At 67.3% G+C, this 20,083-nt stretch carries 17 protein-coding genes and 1 pseudogene; 5 read left to right on the top strand and 13 right to left on the bottom strand.

Going from position 1 to position 20,083, the window contains the following annotated elements; all coding sequences use genetic code 11:
• On the top strand, nt 1-267 hold the full coding sequence (locus ACW4E8_RS20665; RefSeq protein ID WP_456806238.1) for a transcriptional regulator: 267 nt from the start codon (nt 1-3) through the stop codon (nt 265-267).
• Between the two features lie 24 nt (nt 268-291).
• Here ACW4E8_RS20665 and moaA read toward each other — a convergent pair whose 3' ends face one another.
• The 9 genes from moaA to ACW4E8_RS20710 all read right to left on the bottom strand — a co-directional run bounded on the left by moaA (nt 292) and on the right by ACW4E8_RS20710 (nt 9,107).
• Nucleotides 292-1,392: a GTP 3',8-cyclase MoaA gene (gene moaA, locus ACW4E8_RS20670; RefSeq protein ID WP_456806239.1), complete on the bottom strand. Its 1,101-nt coding sequence runs from the start codon at nt 1,390-1,392 to the stop codon at nt 292-294.
• Nucleotides 1,393-1,539: 147 nt separating this feature from the next.
• A complete protein-coding gene (locus ACW4E8_RS20675) occupies nt 1,540-2,364 on the bottom strand; it encodes an HlyD family efflux transporter periplasmic adaptor subunit (protein WP_456806240.1) in 825 nt (274 codons plus the stop codon).
• Nucleotides 2,361-2,573 carry a DUF1656 domain-containing protein gene (locus tag ACW4E8_RS20680; RefSeq protein ID WP_018313632.1) on the bottom strand — a complete coding sequence of 71 codons (213 nt, stop codon included), beginning with the start codon at nt 2,571-2,573 and terminating at the stop codon, nt 2,361-2,363. The genes ACW4E8_RS20675 and ACW4E8_RS20680 overlap by 4 nt, the downstream gene beginning before the upstream one ends.
• Nucleotides 2,560-4,653, bottom strand: coding sequence for an FUSC family protein (locus tag ACW4E8_RS20685; protein WP_456806241.1), 2,094 nt, complete (start codon nt 4,651-4,653; stop codon nt 2,560-2,562). Before ACW4E8_RS20685 ends, ACW4E8_RS20680 begins: the two co-directional genes overlap by 14 nt.
• A gap of 4 nt (nt 4,654-4,657) precedes the next feature.
• A complete protein-coding gene (locus tag ACW4E8_RS20690; protein ID WP_084187397.1) occupies nt 4,658-4,795 on the bottom strand; it encodes a DUF2474 family protein in 138 nt (45 codons plus the stop codon).
• Nucleotides 4,795-5,802: a cytochrome d ubiquinol oxidase subunit II gene (cydB, locus tag ACW4E8_RS20695; RefSeq protein ID WP_456806242.1), complete on the bottom strand. Its 1,008-nt coding sequence runs from the start codon at nt 5,800-5,802 to the stop codon at nt 4,795-4,797. Before cydB ends, ACW4E8_RS20690 begins: the two co-directional genes overlap by 1 nt.
• A gap of 13 nt (nt 5,803-5,815) precedes the next feature.
• Nucleotides 5,816-7,255: a cytochrome ubiquinol oxidase subunit I gene (locus ACW4E8_RS20700; RefSeq protein ID WP_456806243.1), complete on the bottom strand. Its 1,440-nt coding sequence runs from the start codon at nt 7,253-7,255 to the stop codon at nt 5,816-5,818.
• 255 nt (nt 7,256-7,510) lie between these two features.
• Nucleotides 7,511-7,633 (bottom strand): MFS transporter small subunit, encoded by a 123-nt coding sequence (locus ACW4E8_RS20705; protein WP_010809255.1) that lies wholly within the window; start codon nt 7,631-7,633, stop codon nt 7,511-7,513.
• Nucleotides 7,634-7,676: 43 nt separating this feature from the next.
• Nucleotides 7,677-9,107 carry an L-lactate MFS transporter gene (locus tag ACW4E8_RS20710; RefSeq protein WP_456806244.1) on the bottom strand — a complete coding sequence of 477 codons (1,431 nt, stop codon included), beginning with the start codon at nt 9,105-9,107 and terminating at the stop codon, nt 7,677-7,679.
• A 298-nt stretch (nt 9,108-9,405) separates the two neighbouring features.
• Between ACW4E8_RS20710 and ACW4E8_RS20715 the strand changes: the two genes are divergently transcribed.
• Together ACW4E8_RS20715 and ACW4E8_RS20720 are read left to right on the top strand one after the other, a co-directional pair.
• Nucleotides 9,406-10,809 carry a sigma-54-dependent transcriptional regulator gene (locus ACW4E8_RS20715; protein ID WP_456806245.1) on the top strand — a complete coding sequence of 468 codons (1,404 nt, stop codon included), beginning with the start codon at nt 9,406-9,408 and terminating at the stop codon, nt 10,807-10,809.
• On the top strand, nt 10,782-12,851 hold the full coding sequence (locus ACW4E8_RS20720; RefSeq protein ID WP_456806246.1) for a sensor histidine kinase: 2,070 nt from the start codon (nt 10,782-10,784) through the stop codon (nt 12,849-12,851). Before ACW4E8_RS20715 ends, ACW4E8_RS20720 begins: the two co-directional genes overlap by 28 nt.
• Before the next feature lie 30 nt (nt 12,852-12,881).
• Here the strand turns inward: ACW4E8_RS20720 and ACW4E8_RS20725 are convergent, their stop codons facing one another.
• From ACW4E8_RS20725 to ACW4E8_RS20740, 4 genes are all read right to left on the bottom strand, one after another.
• Nucleotides 12,882-13,676, bottom strand: coding sequence for an alpha/beta fold hydrolase (locus ACW4E8_RS20725; RefSeq protein ID WP_456806247.1), 795 nt, complete (start codon nt 13,674-13,676; stop codon nt 12,882-12,884).
• Between the two features lie 72 nt (nt 13,677-13,748).
• Entirely contained in the window at nt 13,749-15,254 is a 1,506-nt protein-coding gene (locus ACW4E8_RS20730) for a DASS family sodium-coupled anion symporter (RefSeq protein ID WP_456806307.1), read from the bottom strand.
• A gap of 108 nt (nt 15,255-15,362) precedes the next feature.
• Nucleotides 15,363-16,397 (bottom strand): DUF3300 domain-containing protein, encoded by a 1,035-nt coding sequence (locus ACW4E8_RS20735; RefSeq protein WP_456806248.1) that lies wholly within the window; start codon nt 16,395-16,397, stop codon nt 15,363-15,365.
• A 95-nt stretch (nt 16,398-16,492) separates the two neighbouring features.
• Nucleotides 16,493-17,407: a DUF2950 domain-containing protein gene (locus tag ACW4E8_RS20740; protein ID WP_456806308.1), complete on the bottom strand. Its 915-nt coding sequence runs from the start codon at nt 17,405-17,407 to the stop codon at nt 16,493-16,495.
• Nucleotides 17,408-17,780: 373 nt separating this feature from the next.
• Here ACW4E8_RS20740 and ACW4E8_RS20745 point away from each other — a divergent pair, with 373 nt between their 5' ends.
• Together ACW4E8_RS20745 and ACW4E8_RS20750 are read left to right on the top strand one after the other, a co-directional pair.
• On the top strand, nt 17,781-18,419 hold the full coding sequence (locus ACW4E8_RS20745; protein WP_456806309.1) for a 2Fe-2S iron-sulfur cluster-binding protein: 639 nt from the start codon (nt 17,781-17,783) through the stop codon (nt 18,417-18,419).
• Nucleotides 18,420-18,433: 14 nt separating this feature from the next.
• Nucleotides 18,434-20,082 (top strand): annotated as a pseudogene (locus tag ACW4E8_RS20750) (FAD-binding protein).
• Nucleotide 20,083 lies beyond the last annotated feature (1 nt).

Below are 20,083 nucleotides of genomic sequence, written 5' to 3' on the forward strand. Positions count from 1 at the left end.
ATGCAAGACGCTGACATCGATCCCGCCATGGTCGCGGCGCTCCAGGTCCTGTGGCAGGCTGGGCGCGAGGGTGGCAGCAGCCCCTGGTCGCTCGCCAAGATCGCGAAGCGGGCACAACTGCCGATGAGCGTGCTGCGGCGCGTGTTGACGCAGCTGCAAGCCGCCGGACTGGCGGACGTGGCGATCGACGAGGAAGGCCGCGGTCACGCGAGCCTGACACCAGCCGGCGCGGAGCTTGCCGCGCAGGCTTTCCCGAATCCTGACTGAGTGAACGGTAGCCGCGCCCGCGGCTCAGCCCCCGACCAGCGACATGCGCACCGTCGGGTAATGGCGCTTGCCGCTGGCCAGCCGGTCCGCGCGCAGCTCTGAGTAGCGGTCGCCGCGGGCCTGCCACGCTTGCCGGACTGCATCCGCCACGGCTTCATCCGGGCGGGCGGTGCCCAGGTGCTGGCGCAGGTCGACGGAGCTGGTGGCGAACAGACACAGGTGCAGCCGGCCGTCGACCGAAACGCGTGCGCGGGTGCAATCGCCGCAGAATGGGTGTGAAACGCTGGAGATAAAGCCCAGCTTCAGGCTGCCATCCGCCAGCAGGTAGTTGCTGGCGGTTTCGCCGTCGCGCCTGGTGACCGGCAGCAGCGCATGTGCGCGTTCGACCATGCTGCGGATCTCGTCGGAGGGGACGACGCGTGACTGCGACCACGCGCTCGGGCCTTCCACATCCATATATTCGATAAAGCGCAGCGTGACGTCGCTGCCGCGGAAGTGTTCGACCAGCGGCAGCACCTGCGCGTCGTTGGTGCCGCGCTCGACCACGCAGTTGACCTTGACCGGCGCCAGTCCCGCGGCGCAGGCCGCGTCGATACCCTCCAGCACGCGGCCGACCGGGAAATCCACATCGTTCATGGCGCGGAAGATGCCGTCATCCAGGCTGTCGAGGCTGACCGTGACCCGGCCCAGGCCCGCGTCGCGCAGCGAACGCGCCTTGCGCGCCAGCAGGCTGCCGTTGGTGGTCATGGCCACTTCCACCTGCCGGCCGTCCAGGGTACGCATGGCGGCAATGCGTTCGACCAGCGACTCGATGCCCTTGCGCAGCAGCGGCTCGCCGCCGGTCAGGCGCACCTTCTCCACGCCCAGGCTGACAAAGGCGCGCACGATGCGCAGCAGCTCCGCATCGGACAGGCGCTGCTCAGGCGACAGGAACGGATAGTCGCGCCCGAAGCGCTCCTTGGGCATGCAGTAGGTGCAGCGGAAGTTGCACTGGTCGATCACCGAGAGGCGCAGGTCGCGCAGCGGACGGCCCAGCTGGTCCCGGCAGGCGGGTGATGCGTGGTTCGGCTCGGGCGCCTCAGAACTGCGGGCGGCGGGCATTTCTTGCACAAGCGCTGCTTGCATGGCGAATCTCCCGGGGGCAATGGGGTAGGGCATGGCGCATGCCATGCCGTCCATGGTAGGGACCGATGGCCGCCCGGCAGGCGCACAAATCGGCAGGAGCGGAAGCAGAACAGTTCCGGCGGGACCGGTGTGGCTGCGTTGGGAGCCTCATTCGCGCGGCGCCCGGATGCGGACCGTCGCGGTCTGGCCGGCGATCAGGTGGGCCCCGGCCGGCACCTGGTCCAGCGCGATGCGCACCGGTATGCGCTGCGCCAGGCGCACCCAGTTGAAGGTCGGGTTGACGCTGGGGAGCATGTTCGGCCCGATGGCGCGGTCCTGGTCCTCGATGCCGGGCGCAATGCTCTGCACATGTCCGCGCAAGGGGGTGCGCTGGCCCATGATGTGCACTTCGGCGGCGGCGCCGACGCGGATCGCGGGCAGCTTGGTTTCCTCGAAATAGCCCTCCACGTACTGCGAGCCGCTGGCCACCACCGACAAGGCCGGCTTGCCGCGGGTGGCAAAGTCGCCGGCGCGCGGCAGGCGGTCGCTGGCATGGCCGTCGACCGGGCTGGTCACGCGGCAGCGGGCCAGGTTCAGCCTGGCCACGTCCACCGCGGCATCGGCTTCGTCAATGCGCGCCTGCGCAGCGGCCACGGCGGCCGCGTTCGCCGCCTGGCGCCGGCCCAGTGCCAGCGCGGCGCGCGCCGAAGCGGCCTCGGCCTGCGCCTGTTTCAGGGCCAGGCCGAAGCGGTCCTGGTCCACCACGAACAGCACCTGGCCGCGTTGCACCCGGGCGTTGTCGCCGACGAGCACGGACGTGACCAGGCCGGAGACATCCGGCGCGACCTGGATCACTTCTGCGCGCACATGGCCGTCGCGGGTCCAGGGCGCCTCGGTGTAGTACTGCCACAAATGCCAGGCGGTCAGCGCCGCGGCGACCACGGCCGCGAAGGTCACCGCAACGGGGCCGAGCAGCGAAAGCTTGCGAATCATGATGGGGCCTGCCAGACGAGCGCGACGATCGCGCCCAGTACGAGGATATAGAGCGAGAAATTGAACAAGGACCGGTGCCAGACGATGCGGTAGAAGCCGATCCGGGCGAGCACGGCGCGCACGCCGGCAGTCACCGCGAACGCGGCCAGCATCCACACCACGGTGGCCGGCACGAAGACGCCGTACAGGTCGAACTCAGTGGCGTGCATGGGGCTCTCCTTCGGTAGGCGGATACAGCGCCAGCCGCAAGGTGGCCAGCGCCGCCAGCGCGGTGCGGGGGCTGCCGTGCGCCGACGAGGCCAGCGCCGCGAAGGCCGCGTCGATCTGCGCCGCCAGCGCCGGCGCGGGCGTGCTGGCATGGCCGGCGCGCGCGCACTGGCGGTAGTGGCGTGCCACGCCTGCCAGCACGCGCTCCACGGCACGGCGGCGCGGCGCGGGCACGCCAGCCGGGGCGCGCCGCAGCGCGAGCGCGGCGGACTCGACCAGGAAGTCGGCAACGGCGCTGCCGGCCTGCTTGCCGCTGGCATTGTTGCGGCGGGTCAATGGCGGCCACTGGCGCAGCAGCCGGTCCAGCATGCGGCCGCGCAGCCGCGCGCTGTTGACCAGCGCGCGCGGGTGCGCCGCCAGCGCGATCTCGTTCCAGTTGGCCCTGGCCAGCCGGTAGGCCACCAGCTGCTGGCCGAAGGGCTGCATCAGGACCGCCCACAAGGCCGCGAACACCAGCGCCGCCAGGCTTGCCAGGCTGCTGTTGAAGATGCCGGCGAAACTGGCGGCGGTCAGGTGCTGCGGGCCCGGGAACGACGCCGCCGTGACCGCCAGCAACACGCCGAACAGCGCATTGCGCGGCTGCGTCGTCATGGCGCCGATGACCAGGTAGGGGCCGGACAGCAGGGCGGCCAGCGAGCCAAAGTCATGGGCCAGCTGCAGCACCACGAACTGGTAGTACCAGGACAGCAACGCACAGCCGATGCTCCACGCGATCACCCGGCCGGCCATCAGCCGCGGCTCCGCGGTGGTGGCGATAAAGCAGCTGGCGAGCGCGGCCAGGCCGACCGGGGTGGCGCCGTCGACCCAGCCCGACACCATCCACAGCAGGCCCGCGACGAAGGTGGCCGAGCCGGCAGTGGCGCCGCGGAACAACAGTTGCGCGTGATCATGGTGCCGGGCCTGCCCGGCGGGTTCCACGCGGTACCGCAGCGCGGTGGGCTCGCTCCCGCCCTGGTGCAGGCTGGCCTGCAGCAGGCGGCAGTCTTGCCAGAGATCGCCCAGGGCATCCAGGTAGGTGCAGGTCGCCGCGACCAGCCTTGCATACCAGTCCGCGGGTGCGGCCGGCGTGGTGCCTGCCGGGTACCAGGAAGGCGGGGGCCGGGACGCGCCGGCGTCGCCGGCGATCCAGGCCAGCGTGGCAAGCATGCGCTGCGCGACGGTGTCAGGCATGCCCGCCGGATGCCGGCGCAAGGCGCTGGCGGCATCGGCCAGCGCCAGCACCAGCGGCAGCAGGGCCGTCATGCGCTGGTGCAGGGCACGTGCGCGCCGCAGGGTCAGGGCGCCGTCGGATTCATAGGTCAGCTGGGCCAGCTGGGTTTCCATTGCGAGGATATCGGCGGCCAGCAGGCTGAAGCTGTCATGGCGCTGGCCTGCGCTGGCACCGGCGGCCAGCACGTCGGTGATCCAGCGCGAGGCGTGGTCCAGCCACGCCGACGCGCGTGCGGCCAGCGCCGGCGTGGTGCGCGAGGGAAAGACCACCGCGCTGACCACGCTGGCGCAGACGATGCCGATGATGATTTCCTCGATGCGGGTGAGGGCCACGTCAAAGACGGTGGCCGGGTTGGTGACCGTCGGCAGCGCCACGATCGGCAGCGTATAGGCAGCCAGCAGGCAGATGTAGTTGCGCGGCGCCGGTTCCAGCAAGGACAGGTAGAGCAGGGTGCCGGTCCAGCACGCGATCGCGGCCATCAGCAGCACGGGCTCGTCGACCAGACAGGGCACCAGCGCCACCGCGCACACGGCGCCCAGCAGCGTGCCGAAGACGCGGTAGGTGCCCTTGGCATAGGTGGCGCCGGCCAGCGGGCTGGACACCAGGTAGACGGTGGCCATGGCCCAGTAGGGCCGCGGCAGCCCGAGCGCCAGCGCCACGTAGAGCGCCAGCATCGCCGCGCCAAACACCTTCAGCGAATGCAGCCAGGGTGCAAGGTCGGCGCGCCCCGCCCAGGCTGCCGCGAGCGTGTCGGGCACGCCGGCGGTGCGCGCGGGCAGCGCGGGACGGGAGAGCGGGCTTGAGGACGGCATGGCTTCAGTTGGCAAGCCCGGCTGCGCGCATCAGCAGCTTCATCAGGCTGGCGCAGACGAAGACCGTGCCGACCCCCGCCAGCCACAGGGCCAGCAGCCAGCCCAGGCGCGCCGCCAGCCGCGAATGCAGGATCCTGGCCATCAGTGGTACCCCTCCCCGCGCTTGACCTTGCCGCGGAACACGTAATAGGACCAGGAGGTGTAGGCCAGGATGATCGGCACGATAAACAGGGTGCCGACCAGCGCGAAGCCCTGGCTTTGCGGGGGCGACGACGCATCGAAGATCGAGATCGACGGCGGGATGATATTGGGCCAGATGCTGATGGCCAGCCCGGTATAGCCCATGAAGATCATCAGCAGCGCGTACAGGAACGGCGACACGTTCGGGTGGTTGCGCAGGGACCGGTAGATGCCGTAGGCCGAGACCAGCACCAGCAGCGGCACCGGCAGGAAGAAGAGCAGGTTGGGCAGCGCGAACCAGCGTTGCGCGATCTCCGGATGGGTCAGGGGCGTCCACACGCTCACCGCGGCGACCATCGCCAGCATCACGCCGGTCAGCACGTTGGTCACGCGCAGCATGGTCCATTGCAGGCGGCCCTCGGTCTTCATGATGAGCCAGGTGACCCCGAGGAAGGCATAGGTGATCACCACGCCCACGCCGCAGAAGATCGGGAACGGTGCCAGCCAGTCGAGCGCGCCGCCGGTGAAGGTGGTGCCTTCCATGGTGATGCCGTCGATATAGGCGCCCAGCGTCACGCCCTGGAAGAAGGCGGCGACTACCGATCCCCACGTGAACGCGGCATCCCAGTAAGGGCGGCTGCGGTCGCTGGCCTTGAAGCGGAATTCAAAGGCCACGCCGCGGAAGATCAGCCCCATCAGCATGAACATCAGCGGCAGGTAGAAGGCGCTGAGCAGCACCGAGTAGGCCAGCGGGAAGGCGCCCAGCAGGGCCGCGCCGCCCAGCACCAGCCAGGTTTCGTTGCCGTCCCAGACCGGCGCCACCGTGTTCATCATGACGTCGCGGTCATGACGGTCGCCGACGAAGGGAAAGAGAATGCCGATGCCAAGATCGAACCCGTCCATGATGACGTACATCATCACGCCGAAGAAGATCAGGGCGGCCCAGATAACGGGAAGGTTGATACCCATGTTGATCACCTGCTCAGAATTCGCGCTGGCCGTGCCGGGCCATCGGGTTGGGTGTGGAAGCCGCGGCGATGGCGGCGGGAACGACGCTGCCGGGGCCGTAGGACGGTTCATCGTGCGGGTGCGCGTCGGGGGCGGGGCCGGCGCTGGCCAGCTTGAGCATGTAGCGGATGCCCACGCCGAAGCAGACGAAGTAGATCACCACGAACAGCGCCAGCGACAGCGCCACCGGGCCGGCCGCATGCGCGGAAACGGCATCATGGGTACGCAGCAGTCCATAGACCACCCACGGCTGGCGGCCGATCTCGGTGGTCATCCAGCCGGCCAGCAGCGCGACCAGGCCGGCGGGGCCCATCACCACCGCGAGGCGCAGGAAGGCCTTGGACCGGTACAGGGCGCCGTTGCGGCGCAGCACCCATCCCAGCAGGCCGAACAGGATCATCGCCACGCCCAGGCCAACCATGATGCGGAAGGTGAAGAACAGCACCGTGGCATTGGGGCGGTCTTCCTTGGGGAAGTCCTTCAGGCCACGGATCTGGCCGTCAAGGCTGTGCGTGAGGATCAGGCTGCCCAGGCGCGGAATCTCGATGGCGTAGCGGGTTTCCTCGCGTTCCATGTCGGGGATGCCGAAGACGATCAGCGGGAAGCCGCCCTTGTCATCCTTGGCGGCGGTGTTCCAGTGCCCCTCCATCGCCGCGATCTTGGCGGGCTGGTGCTCCAGCGTGTTCAGGCCGTGGGCGTCACCCACCACCGCCTGGATTGGCGCAGCGATCAGCACCATCCACAGGGCCATCGACAGCATCTTGCGGGCGGCGGGAACGGCGCGGTCATGCAGCAGCTGCCAGGCCGAGGATGCCGCCACGAACAGTGCGGTCGACAGCAGCGCGGCGATCACCATGTGCGCCAGGCGGTAGGGGAACGACGGGTTGAAGATCACCTCGAGCCAGTCGGTCGGCACCACCTTGCCGGCAACGATGACGTAGCCGGCCGGCGTATGCATCCAGCTGTTGGATGCCAGGATCCAGGTGGAGGAAATCATGGTGCCGAGCGCGACCATCACCGTCGAGAAGAAATGCAGCCCCGGCCCGACGCGGTTCCAGCCGAACAGCATCACGCCGAGGAAGCCCGCTTCCAGGAAGAAGGCGGTCAGCACCTCGTAGGTCAGCAGCGGCCCGGTGACGCTGCCCGCGAATTGCGAGAAGCCCGACCAGTTGGTGCCGAACTCATAGGCCATGACCAGGCCGGAAACGACCCCCATGCCGAAGTTCAACGCGAAGATCTTGATCCAGAACTGGTACAGGGTCCGGTACACCGTGTCCTTGGTGTAGAGCCAGCGTGCTTCCAGGAACGCCAGGAAACATGCCAGCCCGATGGTGATGGCGGGAAATAATATGTGGAAGGAAACCGTGAATCCGAACTGGATTCGAGCGAGTTCCAGGGCTGTGAGTCCGTGCATCGATGTGCTCTCCGTGGGGTTGCCGCCGGCACGACGGCGTGTCGCGCGACACTACGGACAAGCGTAAGGACTACGGCTCGCCCGCGAAGGATACAGTTCTTGCGGAACCGCTAAAGCTCAGTTTGCAGAGCCGGAAGAAGCGCTCGCGAGGCGCCACAAAGCAAATACAGATAGCGTCATTGCGCGGGATCACAGTCATGGATGGACCCCGCTGCATTGACGGATCGTGATGCAGCGGACGGCCAGGGCGAGCGCTCAGCTGAACAGCTTCATGGCCTTGCCGAGGGTCGACCAGATGCCCGCGCCCAGCGGGATCAGCACATAGGCCCAGAACGCGAGCAGCAGCAGCGTCTTGCCGAAAGTTCGGTCGTCTTGCACGGTGGTGTCTCCTGTGTATTGGTATCGGAAGCTGGGGTGGCGCTCAGGCTGCGCTGGCGGCTTCGCGCAGGTGGTGGCGCTCATGCACCGGCCGGATCAGCAGGTTGCAGACGAAACCCGCCACCAGCAGGCCGGCCATGATGTGCAGGGTGTCGACATAGACCTCTGACCTGGGCACGCCCATGGCCAGCTTGTGCTCGCGGATGTAGTTGACCAGCGCCGGGCCGGCAATGCCGGCGGCGGCCCAGGCGGTCAGCAGGCGGCCATGGATGCCGCCGACGTAGGCCGTCCCGAACATGTCGGCCAGGTAGGCGGGAATGGTGGCGAAGCCGCCGCCATACATGGTCAGGATCAGGAAGTAGCAGGCCACGAACAGGGCCACGTTGCCGGACCCGCCGACGGCCGGCACCGCCATGTAGAGCGCGGCGCCGAAGGCGAAGAAGATGGCATAGGTGATCTTGCGGCCGAAGTAATCGCTGGCGGAGCTCCACAGGAAGCGCCCCGTCATGTTGCCGATGCTGAGCAGGCCGACGAAGCCGGCGGCCGCTGCGGCAGTGATGCTGCCCTTGAAGGTTTCCTGGATCATCACCGCCGCCTGGCCCAGCACGCCGATGCCGGCGGTGATGTTCAGGAACAGGATCACCCACAGCAGGTAGAATTGCGGCGTCTTCAGCGCCTGGTCGATGTGCACGTGGGCGTGCGTGACCATCTTGCGGGCCGTGGTGGTGGGAACGTATCCCGGGGGCGCCCAGCCCGGGGCCGGGATGCGGATGGCGAGCGCGCCGATCGACATCGAGATGAAGTAGACCACGCCCATCACCAGGAAGGTCTGTGCCACGCCCGCGCTGGTCGCGCTCTTGAAGGTGTTCATCAGCGCGACCGACAGCGGCGCGCCAATCATCGCGCCGCCGCCGAAGCCCATGATTGCCATGCCGGTGGCCATGCCGCGGCGGTCGGGGAACCAGCGGATCAGCGTGGACACCGGCGACACGTAGCCCAGCCCGAGCCCGATCCCGCCCAGCACGCCGTAGCCCAGGTACAGCAGCCAGATCTGGTGCAGCCAGATGCCCAGCGCCGACACCAGGAAGCCGCCGCCGAAGCAGCACGCTGCCGTGAACATGGTGCGCCGCGGCCCGACCTTCTCCAGCCACTTGCCGGCAAAGGCGGCAGAGATGCCGAGGAAGAAGATCGCCAGCGAGAACACCCAGCCCAGCGTGGTCAGTTGCCAGTCGCCCGGCGCGGACTGCGTGACGCCGAGGATCCGGGTCAGCGGCTCGTTGAAGACCGAGAAGGCATAGGCCTGGCCGATGCACAGGTGCACCGCCAGCGCGGCGGGCGGCACCATCCAGCGGTTGAAGCCGGGGCGGGCGATGATGGCTTCCTTGGAGAAGGCCGACGGGCGTGACGTTGGCCGGGACGGCGACGCGTGTTGGGACTTCTGCGAGGGCGTTTGCGCTTGCGCGGGGTATGACATGAAGTTGTCTCCTACCTGGAAGTGGCAGCCTCTTCTTGCGCGTGATGCGATGGGCTGGAGTGCGTGGTTCAGCAAAAGCCATGCCCATGGCGGATTCCGTTTGCCGTCAATGGCTTGCCGCGCGCAGACCGGGCCGTCCGGCGCAGCCGTGGACAAAATGTCCTGGCGGCGGCCCCTTGCGCAGGCCAAACTGTCCATCCCTGGCAGCGGTTTGCGGGGCTGGCTCGGTTTACTCCCAATACAGGCGGATAGCGCACTGTCGCTAGACTCTTCCCTTGCCCCCGCAACCCCTAAAGTGATGAACGAAAGACAAAGCAACGCCGCTGAAGCCGACAACTGGCAGCGCCGCACGATCCTGGTGGTGGACGACGAGGCCGGCATGCGTTCGTTCCTGTCCCGCGCGCTCGAAGGCAAGGTGGGCAGCGTGGTGACGGCCGACAGCGCCGAAGCGGGTGCCGCGCTGCTGGAGCAACGCCATTTCGACCTGATCCTGCTCGACGTGGCGCTGCCCGGTGCCAGCGGGATGGAGTGGCTCAAAGCACTGCGCGCGGCCGGCAACCCCGCCGATGTGATCCTGATGACGGCCTTCGCCGACATGGACACGGCGATTGCCGCGCTGCGCTCGGGCGCGGCGGACTTCGTCGTCAAGCCGTTCCGCGTCGACCAGATGCTCAATGCCATCCGGCGCTGCTTCGACCGGACCCGGCTCACGCGTGAGAACTACCTGCTGCGCCGCGAGCTGGACAAGTACACCATCCACAAGCACTTCATCGGCGAGTCCGAAGCCATGAAGAAGGTCATGGCGCTGGTGGCACGGGTGGCACCGATGCCATCGACGGTACTGGTGACGGGCGAGTCCGGTACCGGCAAGGAAGTGGTGGCGCGCGAGCTGCATCGCCTGAGCGGACGGCAGGGCCAGTTCGTGCCGCTGAACTGCGGCGCGATGGCGCCCGACATCATCGAAAGCGAATTGTTCGGCCACGCCAAAGGTGCCTTCACCGGCGCGGGCGGGGGGCGCCATGGCTTGTTTCTCTATGCCGACGGCGGCACGCTGTTCCTGGACGAGATCTCGGAGCTGCCGCTGCCGATGCAGGCCAAGCTGTTGCGGGTGATCGAGGACCGGCGCATCCGGCCGCTCGGCACCGAGCGAGAGATTGCCGTGGACGTGCGCATCGTGGCGGCCTGCAACCGCAATCTGGCCAATGAGGTCGCCGCCGGGCGCTTCCGGCAGGACCTGTACTACCGGCTCGACGTCGTCTCCGTCGCCATCCCGCCGTTGCGCACGCGGCCGGAAGACATCCTGCCGCTGGCCGACCATTTCTCGGAGCAGCTGTCGGCCCAGCTCGGACTGCCCGCGGTGCCGCTGTCGCCCTCATTGGTCCGGGTGCTCAAGGGCTACGACTGGCCAGGCAATGCGCGCGAACTGCGCAACCTGGTGGAGCGAGCGTTGATCCTTGGCGAATACCCGGTCGAGTTGCTGGCGCACCAGGCCGATCCCGCTCAAGCCAACCTGCCGGAAGAGGAGCGCGAGGATGCAGCCATGCCGGCCGACGACGGCACGCTGCTGGAGGCGGTGGAGCGGCGGCACATCCTGCAGGTGCTGGCGGCCGAGGGCGGCAACCGGGTGGAAGCGGCGCGCCGGCTTGGCATCTCGCGCCGCACGCTGGACCGCAAATGCCTGCAGTGGGGCCTGCGTCCTTGAGCCCGGCTGCGCTGCTGCGCCGCTATCGCGCCTCGCTGCGGGCCAAGCTTGTGTCCATCGTGGTCGCGCCGCTGCTGGTGGCGCTGCTGGCACTGCTGCTGATCATGGGGTTGTGGGGCAATCGCGCGTTCCAGGCCTTGCTGGCCTACAAGGTCAACAGCGACCTGCTGGTCGCCCACGAGTACTTCGAGCATATGGTGGGCGGCGTGGGCGACCGTGTCCTGCAGGAGGCGAGGTCATATGCGCTGGTGGACGGACTTCGCCGCCGCGGCGCCATGCCCGGGATCCTGGCTGACGCGCGGCGCACGCATGGGCTCGATTTCCTGCAGTTGCTCGATCCGCAAGGGCGGCTGCTTGCCGCTGCGCCTGCCGGCGCGGCAGGGTCGGATTACGCAGCCTGGCGCGTGGTCGCCAGCGCCGCCGCCGGCCGCGCGGACGCCGCCACGGACGCGTGGTCTGCCACGCAACTGGCCGCGGTTTCCAGCGAGCTTGCCCGACGCGCACAGGTGGCGCTACGCCCCACCACCAACGCAGCGCAGACCGACAGGACACAGGAAAGCCGCGGCATGGTGATGCACGCAGCCGCACCGGTGTTTAACGAGGCGGGAACGCTGGTGGCGATCCTGCATGGCGGCACGCTGCTGAACAACAACCTCGGCTTCATCGACACGATCAATGCGCTGGTCTACCAGCCTGAATCCCTGCCTCGTGGCAGCGAGGGCACGGCGACCCTGTTCCTGGACGACACGCGCATTGCCACCAACGTGCGGCTGTTCCATGGCGAGCGCGCCCTGGGGACGCGGGTCTCCCGCGAGGTGCGCGACAAGGTGCTGCTGCGCGGCGAGAAATGGCTGGACCTGGCGTTCGTGGTCAGCGACTGGTACATGAGCGCCTATGAGCCGATCGTGGACAGCCGCGGCGGGCGGATCGGCATGCTGTATGTTGGCTATCTTGCCAGGCCCATCGGCCAGCTGAAGAACCTGGCTTTTGAGGTGCTGGTGGGGCTGTTCCTGCTGCTGGGCGTGGCGGGGTCGTTGCTGGCCTTGCTCTGGGCCAGGCGCGTGTTCACGCCGATGACGCGGATGGTCGGCACCATGCAAGCGCTGAAGGCGGGCGATGCCGATGCGCGCGTGGGCCCGGTGCGCAGCGATGACGAACTGGGCCAGCTCGCCAGCCAGTTCGACCAGCTGCTGTCGGCTCTGCGGCAGCGCAATGACCAGCTCAGGGAGTGGGCGGACTCGCTCGATCGCAAGGTGGCCGAGCGCACGCGCGAGCTGGAGGACGCAAACGCCGAGCTGCGCGCCACCCGGCAGCAGCTGATCACGTCGGAGAAGCTCGCCGTCGCAGGGCACCTTACGGCGGGCGTGGCCCATGAGATCAACAATCCGATCGCGGTGATCCAGGGCAACCTGGACGTGGCCCGTGAGATCCTTGGCCCGGCTGCTGAGCCAGTCCGGCACGAGCTGAGGCTGATCGACGAGCAGGTGCGGCGTATCCACCTGCTGACCAACCGGCTGCTGCAGTTTGTCCGGCCAGAGGCCTACGCCGGCAATATGGAGCGCCTGGACGTGGGCGAGGTCGCGGCAGGCTGCGTCGACCTGGTCCAGCACATGCTGAAGGGCGCGTCGATCCGGGTCGAGCTGGACTGCCTGGCCACGCGGCAGGTACGCATCAGCCGCAGCGAGTTGCAGCAGGTGGTGGTCAACCTGCTGACCAATGCCATCCACGCCATGCCCGAGGGCGGCACGCTCACGCTGGGCACGCGCGACTGGGAAGGGCAGGGCGTGACGCTGCATGTGCGCGACACCGGCCAGGGCATCCGGGAAGACGACCTGCCCAACCTGTTCAATCCGTTCTTCACGACCAAGAAGCAGATGGGGACGGGCCTCGGGCTTTCCATCAGCTATGCACTGGTGGAGCGCTATGGCGGCCGCATTACCGTGGAGAGCGCGGTGGGACAGGGCGCCGAGTTTATTGTCTGGCTGCGCGAGGACGGGGCGGCTCCGGCGCAGCCAGAGGCGGGCGGCGGCGTGCCAGAGTAAAAGCGCATGCCCGCCGTGCCCTCGAACCGATCATCGTTCGTGCCTGGCAATGAAGGCTTCCACAGTGTCGTGCAGGAGTACGGGCTTCTCCAGGAAGATGAAGTGGCCACCGTCCAGGGTGGCAAACTCCGCTCCCGGAATCCGCTCTGCAAGTTCCGCAGAGAAGTACGGCGGGGAGCAGAAGTCGCGCTCGCCCACCAGTACCAGCGTCGGCGTCGTGATCGATGGAAGATCATCGAAGGCGTCGTGTCCTACGATCATGTCGATCCGGGCAAAGCCGATCTCCGGGTCGAATGTGCCGGCCGATGCAGCGTTCACCCACGCCTGCACCTGCTCCGGGTGCTCGCGACTGAATTTCGGGTCGAACAGGAATAGTGCGTTCGCCTCGGTGGACGCGCGCAGGCCGGAATCGGTCAGCATGCGTCGCCGCATGTCGAACTGGCGGCGGTAGAACGCGTCCGCGCGAGCAATCGACGAGACAATGGTCGCGCTGCGCAATCGTTCGCGGTGATGGATCGCCAGCAACTGCGCGATGGCGCCTCCGGTCGAGGACCCGACCACATGGACCGGCCCACACCCGACTGCCTCGATGACCCGCGCCATGTCCCGCGCGTGCTGCGTAATCGTCATGTCGCGCGCGGTGCGCTCGGACTGACCGGTGCCGCGGTGATCCGGCACGATCACCTGGTGATGCCCGGCGAACAGGTCGATCTGCGGCCCCCAGGATGCGCCCACTCCCGCCAGCCCCGCCAGGAGAAGCACGGGCGAACCCTGGCCCTTGACCTCGTAGTGGATCGAAACACCGTCGGACGTTACGGATGGCATCTTGCTTCTCCGGGTTCAGAGCGACGCAGGCGGGGTCACGAGCGGTTCATCGGGCGTCGTTCGGCTGCGTGTTCACCAGAAGCCAAGCACCTTCCACCAGACGCTCCCGACCACGGCGAAGATCAGCAGCTCCACCACGCACATCACAAAACCGACGCGCCACCAGGTTCCCATCGTGACATAGCCGCTGCCGAAGATGATCGGCGAGGTGCCTGTCGCATAGTGTGTCAACGTCATCATGATCGCCGAGCCGGCCGCCATAAGCAGCATGAACGGCACCACATACTCTGGCGGTATCAGTTGGACTCCGACCGTCAGGAAGGCGAGCATCATCGCACTGATGTGCGCGGTCGTGCTGGCGAACAGGTAGTGCGAGAACACGAAGACCGCCACCAGGATCGCGGCCGTGCCACCCCAGCCAATGCCACTGGCCACGATCGCGTCGCTCATGCCCTTCGAGAACCACCCGATCACACCCTGCTTGTTCAGTTGCTCGGCCAGCATGATCAGCGCACCAAACCATATCAGCGTGTCCCAGGCGCTCTTCTCGGACAGCACGTCGTCCCAGTCGAGGGTGCCAGTGATGATCAGCACGAACAGGCCGACCAAGGCGACCACCGTCGGGTCCAGCGTGAGCGACGGACCAAACACCATCGCCGGAACGTTAGCCCATAGCAGCAGCAGCAGCGCGAAGGTGAATATCATGACCATTTCCTTCGGCGACACTGGACCCATCTTCGCCATTTCGGCGTGCGCATACTCCACCGCATTGGGTGTGGCCTTGAGCTCCGGCGGCGACAACACAAAGATCACCAGCGGCATCACCAGCATGCATAGCAGGCCGGGCTCCAACATGCAAAGTGCCCAGCTCGTCCAGCTCAGATGCAGATTCTGATTGGTCGCCTTGGCGATGTAGTCCACCACCAGCGGGTTCGGGGCGGTGGCGGTCACGAACATCGCCGAGGAGATCGGGTTGGCGTGGTAGTTGACCAACGCCAGGTAGGTGCCGACCTTGCCCTCAGTGCCCTTGGCCGGGTCCGAGTCGAATGCGTTGGCGATCGATTTCATGATCGGGTGCACGACGCCGCCACCGCGCGCGGTATTGCTCGGTGTGAAGGGCGCCAGCACCAGTTCACAGGTGGCCAGGCCATAGCCGATGCCGATCGTTCGTTTCCCCATCAGGGAGATGAACATCAGGCCGATACGGGTGCCCAGGCCGGTCTTCTTCACGCCGCGGGAGATCAGGATGGCCACCACGATCAACCAGATCAACGGACTGTCGAAGGCGGTCAGCGCATCGGCGATCGCCCCCTTGGATGAGGTCGAGGTCACCTGCGACAACGAGAGGACCACGATGGCCATCAACGCCATCACCCCGATCGGCATGACCTTCAGGATGATCGCAACGATTGTGGTCAGGAAGATGGCAACCAGGCCCCAAGCCTTGGGCGTGAGCCCCTCTGGCACAGGCAGCAGCAGCAGGGTGATCAGCACGACCGTCGTGATCAGGGCGGGGCCCAGCCGGAACGGGACCACGCTATTGAAGTAGAGGAACGCCGCTTTCAGTTTGGTGAGCATCTTGCGATCCTTCCCAGAAGAGCTGATGGAGTTCCGGATGCAGACAGGGCAGCCCAACCGCCGACCAGAGGAACGCGACCTGCACCGCCCGAAACGGGCATTGCTTCCCTAACGTCGTCCACCGCCACCTCGTCCGCCGCCAAAGCCACCGCCGAAACCGCCGGCGCGGCCGGAGCCTGATTGCAGGCTCGCGTTGCCGCGACTGGCATCACGCTGCACCGCCTTGCCGCCACTGCCCACGCCCTGGAAGCCATTGTCCCGGCCCCCCGTAGCATCGCGCCCGCGAAAGTTGTTGCGGCCCGCCGCATCGGCCATGCTCCTGCCGTATCTCTCCCGTGTGGCATTGTCGCGATAGGCAACGCCCTGGCGGTGCCGCACGTCGTGCTGCCAGCGGCCTCCCTCGAACTTGCTGGCGTCGAAATTGCGATCGATGTTCCGGGCCTTGTGGTGCTCCACGTGTACACCGCCATTGTTCCAGTCGCAGTCGCCAAATATGGCAATGGCCCCGGCCAGGCCGATGCCCCATGCGATGCCTCCCACGAAGGCATCGCCGGGGTAGTAGGGCGCGTAGGGTGGCCAGTAGTAGTACGGGTACCCCGCATAGCCCCAGCCGCCGTAGACGATCGCCGGGTCGTACACCGGCACATAGATCACCTGGGGATCTGCCGGCTCGATGCGCACGATGGTCTGCTGCGTGGCTTCGCCGGAGGTTGCGGTTTCCACGGTCACGGTCTGCTGCGGCCCCGACTTGAGGTGGCCGGCTTGCTGGGCGCGCACCCGCAGGCGTTGCACGGCACTGAACACCTCCTTCTGCTGGGCCAGGAATGCATCCCCCAGTTTCTGGGTCCAGTCCAGCTTGTCGCCCATTGGCGCAAGGATCTGCGGAAACGCCACCAGCGATTTCACGCTGACGTCCCAGGACTCGTTCTGCACCGCCTTGACTGCGTCGTCACCCTTGAGGTTCAGGTGGGCCTTGCTCCAGCGCGCGGCGAGGGCGACTTCCAGCGGGTAGGTGGAGGCCATCAAGACCTGTGACAGCAGCGGATCGGGATAGAGCGCGATCGGCGCGACCAGCGCCTCGATTTCTTCCGCCTTGTAAGGCGCGGGTTCCTTCTGGGCCTGCACCGTGCCCTCGCGGGACATCGCCGGCGTGGCCGTACCCGCTGCGGGCGGAGCGGCGCTTTGGCACCCGCCGAGCACAAGCAGGACACAGCAAGCGGTGCTCAGGGCGCGCGGGTTCATGGCGACACCTTCCGCCAGCCGGGAGCCGGATCAAAGGATTTCGTTATCGCTGCCTTGGCGGCGCTGTTGGTCCCGAGGTCGCGCTCATAGACCTGGCCCTTGTGGCTGACGATAAAGCTCATCACGCCGGTGTCGCCGTAGCGCACGGGCCAGGCCATGACCGCGAAGCCGCCGAACAGCTCGCCGTCGACGACATAGTTCACGCTGCCGCCATCGCCTTGCGCCCCTTGCGCGGTGAGGAGCTTGTAATGGTAGCCGTGGTAGCCCTCCTTGCTTGCATTGCGCGTGCCGGCGTCACGGAAAGCCAGCCCGAGCGGGCTTTGTGGCTCATTCGGTCCGCTCGGCCAGTAGAGCCCGTCGTGCTTGCCCGGTGAACTGGACAGCCTGCCGGCGTAGACGAGCCGTTTCTCGCTATCGTGGGTCGTCTGGGCGTATTCGGTCTGCGCATCGCAGATGGCCCGCATGGTCTGGATCACCGCGAGTTCGTTGCGCCCGATGCGGCGCAGGCGCATTTCCCGGGCGCCGGCCAGTGTGTCGAACTGCCAGCCTTTGGCTGACTTGACCAGCGGCACGGGCAGAGTCCATCCGTCGTCGCCCGCGACGATGGACGCGTGCTTGCCCCTTTGTTGCACGCGGTGCGCTTGTGCCCAGGCCGTGTTGAACTTGTTCCGCGCTTCGGCGCCGACCGGGGGGATGATGTCGCGGAAGCTGGCGCCCAGCATGGCTCGCATGGCCGTCTCGTCGTCATTGAGGACCGCCTGGCCAAAGGCCGCCATGGCTGCATCCGGCGAGTCGAAAGCCTGGCGCGCGAAGGCATGCGTCGCACCAAACAGGCAGATGCAGCTCAGCGCGGCGAGGAGCCCGCAAGAAGATTTCGGCAGTCTTGTCATGGCCCAGTCCCTGAGCGTCATGATTTGCCAGCGCGCTGGTCGCATGGGAAGGCGCCATCTGGCGTAAATGGTCAGCCCCGGGCTGCGGGTCGCGTTCGGGCACGCAGGCGGATCGACGCATGCGGCCTGATCGCGGCGGTGGAAAGTGCGGTGCAGCATGGGTCGGGGCTCCGATTCAAAGCAAGAGCGGCACGCCGGTCATAAAGAATATTGGCGATGTAGATGACGCCGCGGTCGCGATTGCCGCAAGCAGTGGGGCGAGCGATGTCCAGCAAGCCTGCATGCGGCGCCCCCTTCGCAATGACCTCCCTTGTGCTAAGGTTTATATGACCTTTTCTGTGGAAATGCCAGTGTGGCGCTGACGACGCCGGGCGATAGAGGCGACGCGATGGGACTGGTACGCTTGAGCATCGAAGGACGCTCGGTCGAAGCACCGGCAAACTGCTCCATCCTGCAGGCCTTCCTGCACGCGGGGGAAACGCTTGTCGAAGGCGTCGGCTGCATGGGCCAGGGGGTGTGCGGCTCATGCCGCGTCATGGTGCGGCGCAACGGCGAGCAGGATGTCAAGACCGCGCTCGCCTGCGAAACGCTGGTCGAAGATGGCATGCAGGTGGCGTTTCTGGATTACTTCACGGCGTCGGAGCGGCACGTCTATCGCATCGAGGAGATCGGCGACAGCTGGGACGCCTTGCAAACAATCTCTGAAGTATTCCCGGAGGCCGCCCATTGCCGTCACTGCAGCGGATGCGATCGGGCCTGTCCGAAGGGACTCGACGTTCAGGAGGGCGTGAAGTTCGCGGTGGAGGGCAAGCTGACCGCCTCGGGCCAGGTGTTCGACGAATGCGTCATGTGCAACCTCTGCACGCTGGCCTGCCCCGAGCATATCCGGCCCAACCATCTTGGCCTGTTCGTGCGGCGGATGATCGCGGCGCAGACGCTGCGGCCGGCCAATCTCATGCTGCGCCTGCAGCAGATCGAGAGCGGCGCGATGAAGATCGACTTCGACGCACCCGGCGCGCAGCCGCCGCGCTGACGGAACGAACCATCATGCCGGCTGGCATCCCCTACGAAGAGGCGCGCAAGCGCTACCATCCCGGTGTGGCGCCAGCGGTGCGCGGCGATGACATCTCCGTCGAAGCACTGCTAAAGGCCTATCACCCCGACCACGGGCCCAATGCGCGCGTCGCGCTGGCCGTCGGCGTCAACCGCGGCGAGCCTTGTCAGCCGGATCTCGCCCGCTATCTGCAAGCCAATGCGCTGATCGACGACGTCGACATTGCCGGGGCGCAACTCGTCTCCACCGATGTGCTGATCATCGGCGGGGGCGGTGGTGGCTGCGCGGCAGCACTGACCGCGGCCAGGCAAGGCGCGCAGGTGATTCTCGCCACCAAGCTGCGCCTCGGCGACAGCAACACCGTGATGGCCGAAGGCGGGATCCAGGCGGCTATCGGCGAGGACGACAGTCCCCAATTGCACTTCGAGGACACCTTGCGCGCCGGGCACTTCTGCGGCGAGCCCGAGCTGGTCGCGCAGATGGTGATGGATGGACCCGACGTGATCCGCTGGCTGATCCGGCTGGGGATGACGTTCGACCAGGAGGAGGACCGGCCCCTCGGCGGCAATCTTCTGCGCAAGAAGCCAGGCGGCGCGTCGGCCGCGCGCATTCTCTCCTACCGCGACTACACGGGGCTGGAAATGATGCGCGTGCTGCGCGAGGCGGTGGACCTGGAGCCGGGCATCGCGGTGTGGAACCGCTGCCCCGCAGTCGAGCTGCTGTCCGACGAGCGTGGCCAATGCGCCGGGGCGGTGATCTACAACCTCGAATGGCGAACCTTCGTGCTGGTGCGCGCGCGCGCCGTGATTCTCGCCACCGGCGGGGCGGGGCGCCTGCACCTGAATGCCTTCCCGACGTCCAACCACTACGGGGCTACCGCAGACGGCCTGGTGCTGGCCTATCGGATCGGGGCGCGCCTGCGCGAGCTGGACTCGTTCCAGTACCATCCCACCGGCATTGCCTACCCGCCGCACTTGGCGGGCGGCCTGATCTCGGAAGCCGCTCGCTCGGCCGGGGCGAAACTGATCAATGGGGAGGGCGAGCGTTTCGTCGATGAACTCAAGCCCCGGGACATCGTGGCCTCGGCCATCCTGCGCGAATGCGCGCAGGGGCGCGGCATCGAGCGGGGCGGCCAGGTCGGGGTATTCCTCGACACGCCGACGCTGGAAATGGAAAACCCCGGCATCCTGGCCAAGCGGCTCGTGACGCTGCGCCATCTTGCCGACAAGTGCGGCCAGGATCCGGCCCAGGAGCCGTTCCTTGTCTACCCGACCCTGCACTATCAGAACGGCGGCGTCGCCATCGACAAGGAGGGCGCGACCAGCGTGCCTGGGCTGTACTGCGTTGGCGAGGTCACGGGCGGCATTCATGGGCGCAACCGGCTGATGGGCAACGCGCTGCTCGATATCCTGAGCATGGGCCGGCGCGCCGGTGCCAGCGCGGCGCAAGCCGGGCGCAGCGTCATGGCCGCCCGCGCCGGCATCGGCCACGTGCACGCCTGGCAGCGGGAATTGACGCTGGCCGGGCTGCCCCTGCATGTCAAGGCACCGCAGCTCTTCCCTGGCTACGCGAACTTCGATCTGCGCGTCGACGCAGGGTTGCGCACCGGCGCGTGGGGCGGGCGGTCGGCGGCACCCGGTAAG

Source organism: Cupriavidus sp. CP313 (assembly GCF_054072015.1).

Excerpts from the sequence above, each read along its gene's own strand:
- ACW4E8_RS20665 (WP_456806238.1), top strand. The coding sequence starts at position 1 with ATGCAAGACGCTGACATCGATCCCGCCATGGTCGCGGCGCTCCAGGTC.
- moaA (WP_456806239.1), bottom strand. The coding sequence starts at position 1,392 with ATGCAAGCAGCGCTTGTGCAAGAAATGCCCGCCGCCCGCAGTTCTGAG.
- ACW4E8_RS20675 (WP_456806240.1), bottom strand. The coding sequence starts at position 2,364 with ATGATTCGCAAGCTTTCGCTGCTCGGCCCCGTTGCGGTGACCTTCGCG.
- ACW4E8_RS20680 (WP_018313632.1), bottom strand. The coding sequence starts at position 2,573 with ATGCACGCCACTGAGTTCGACCTGTACGGCGTCTTCGTGCCGGCCACC.
- ACW4E8_RS20685 (WP_456806241.1), bottom strand. The coding sequence starts at position 4,653 with ATGCCGTCCTCAAGCCCGCTCTCCCGTCCCGCGCTGCCCGCGCGCACC.
- ACW4E8_RS20690 (WP_084187397.1), bottom strand. The coding sequence starts at position 4,795 with ATGGCCAGGATCCTGCATTCGCGGCTGGCGGCGCGCCTGGGCTGGCTG.
- cydB (WP_456806242.1), bottom strand. The coding sequence starts at position 5,802 with ATGGGTATCAACCTTCCCGTTATCTGGGCCGCCCTGATCTTCTTCGGC.
- ACW4E8_RS20700 (WP_456806243.1), bottom strand. The coding sequence starts at position 7,255 with ATGCACGGACTCACAGCCCTGGAACTCGCTCGAATCCAGTTCGGATTC.
- ACW4E8_RS20710 (WP_456806244.1), bottom strand. The coding sequence starts at position 9,107 with ATGTCATACCCCGCGCAAGCGCAAACGCCCTCGCAGAAGTCCCAACAC.
- ACW4E8_RS20715 (WP_456806245.1), top strand. The coding sequence starts at position 9,406 with ATGAACGAAAGACAAAGCAACGCCGCTGAAGCCGACAACTGGCAGCGC.
- ACW4E8_RS20720 (WP_456806246.1), top strand. The coding sequence starts at position 10,782 with ATGCCTGCAGTGGGGCCTGCGTCCTTGAGCCCGGCTGCGCTGCTGCGC.
- ACW4E8_RS20725 (WP_456806247.1), bottom strand. The coding sequence starts at position 13,676 with ATGCCATCCGTAACGTCCGACGGTGTTTCGATCCACTACGAGGTCAAG.
- ACW4E8_RS20730 (WP_456806307.1), bottom strand. The coding sequence starts at position 15,254 with ATGCTCACCAAACTGAAAGCGGCGTTCCTCTACTTCAATAGCGTGGTC.
- ACW4E8_RS20735 (WP_456806248.1), bottom strand. The coding sequence starts at position 16,397 with ATGTCCCGCGAGGGCACGGTGCAGGCCCAGAAGGAACCCGCGCCTTAC.
- ACW4E8_RS20740 (WP_456806308.1), bottom strand. The coding sequence starts at position 17,407 with ATGACGCTCAGGGACTGGGCCATGACAAGACTGCCGAAATCTTCTTGC.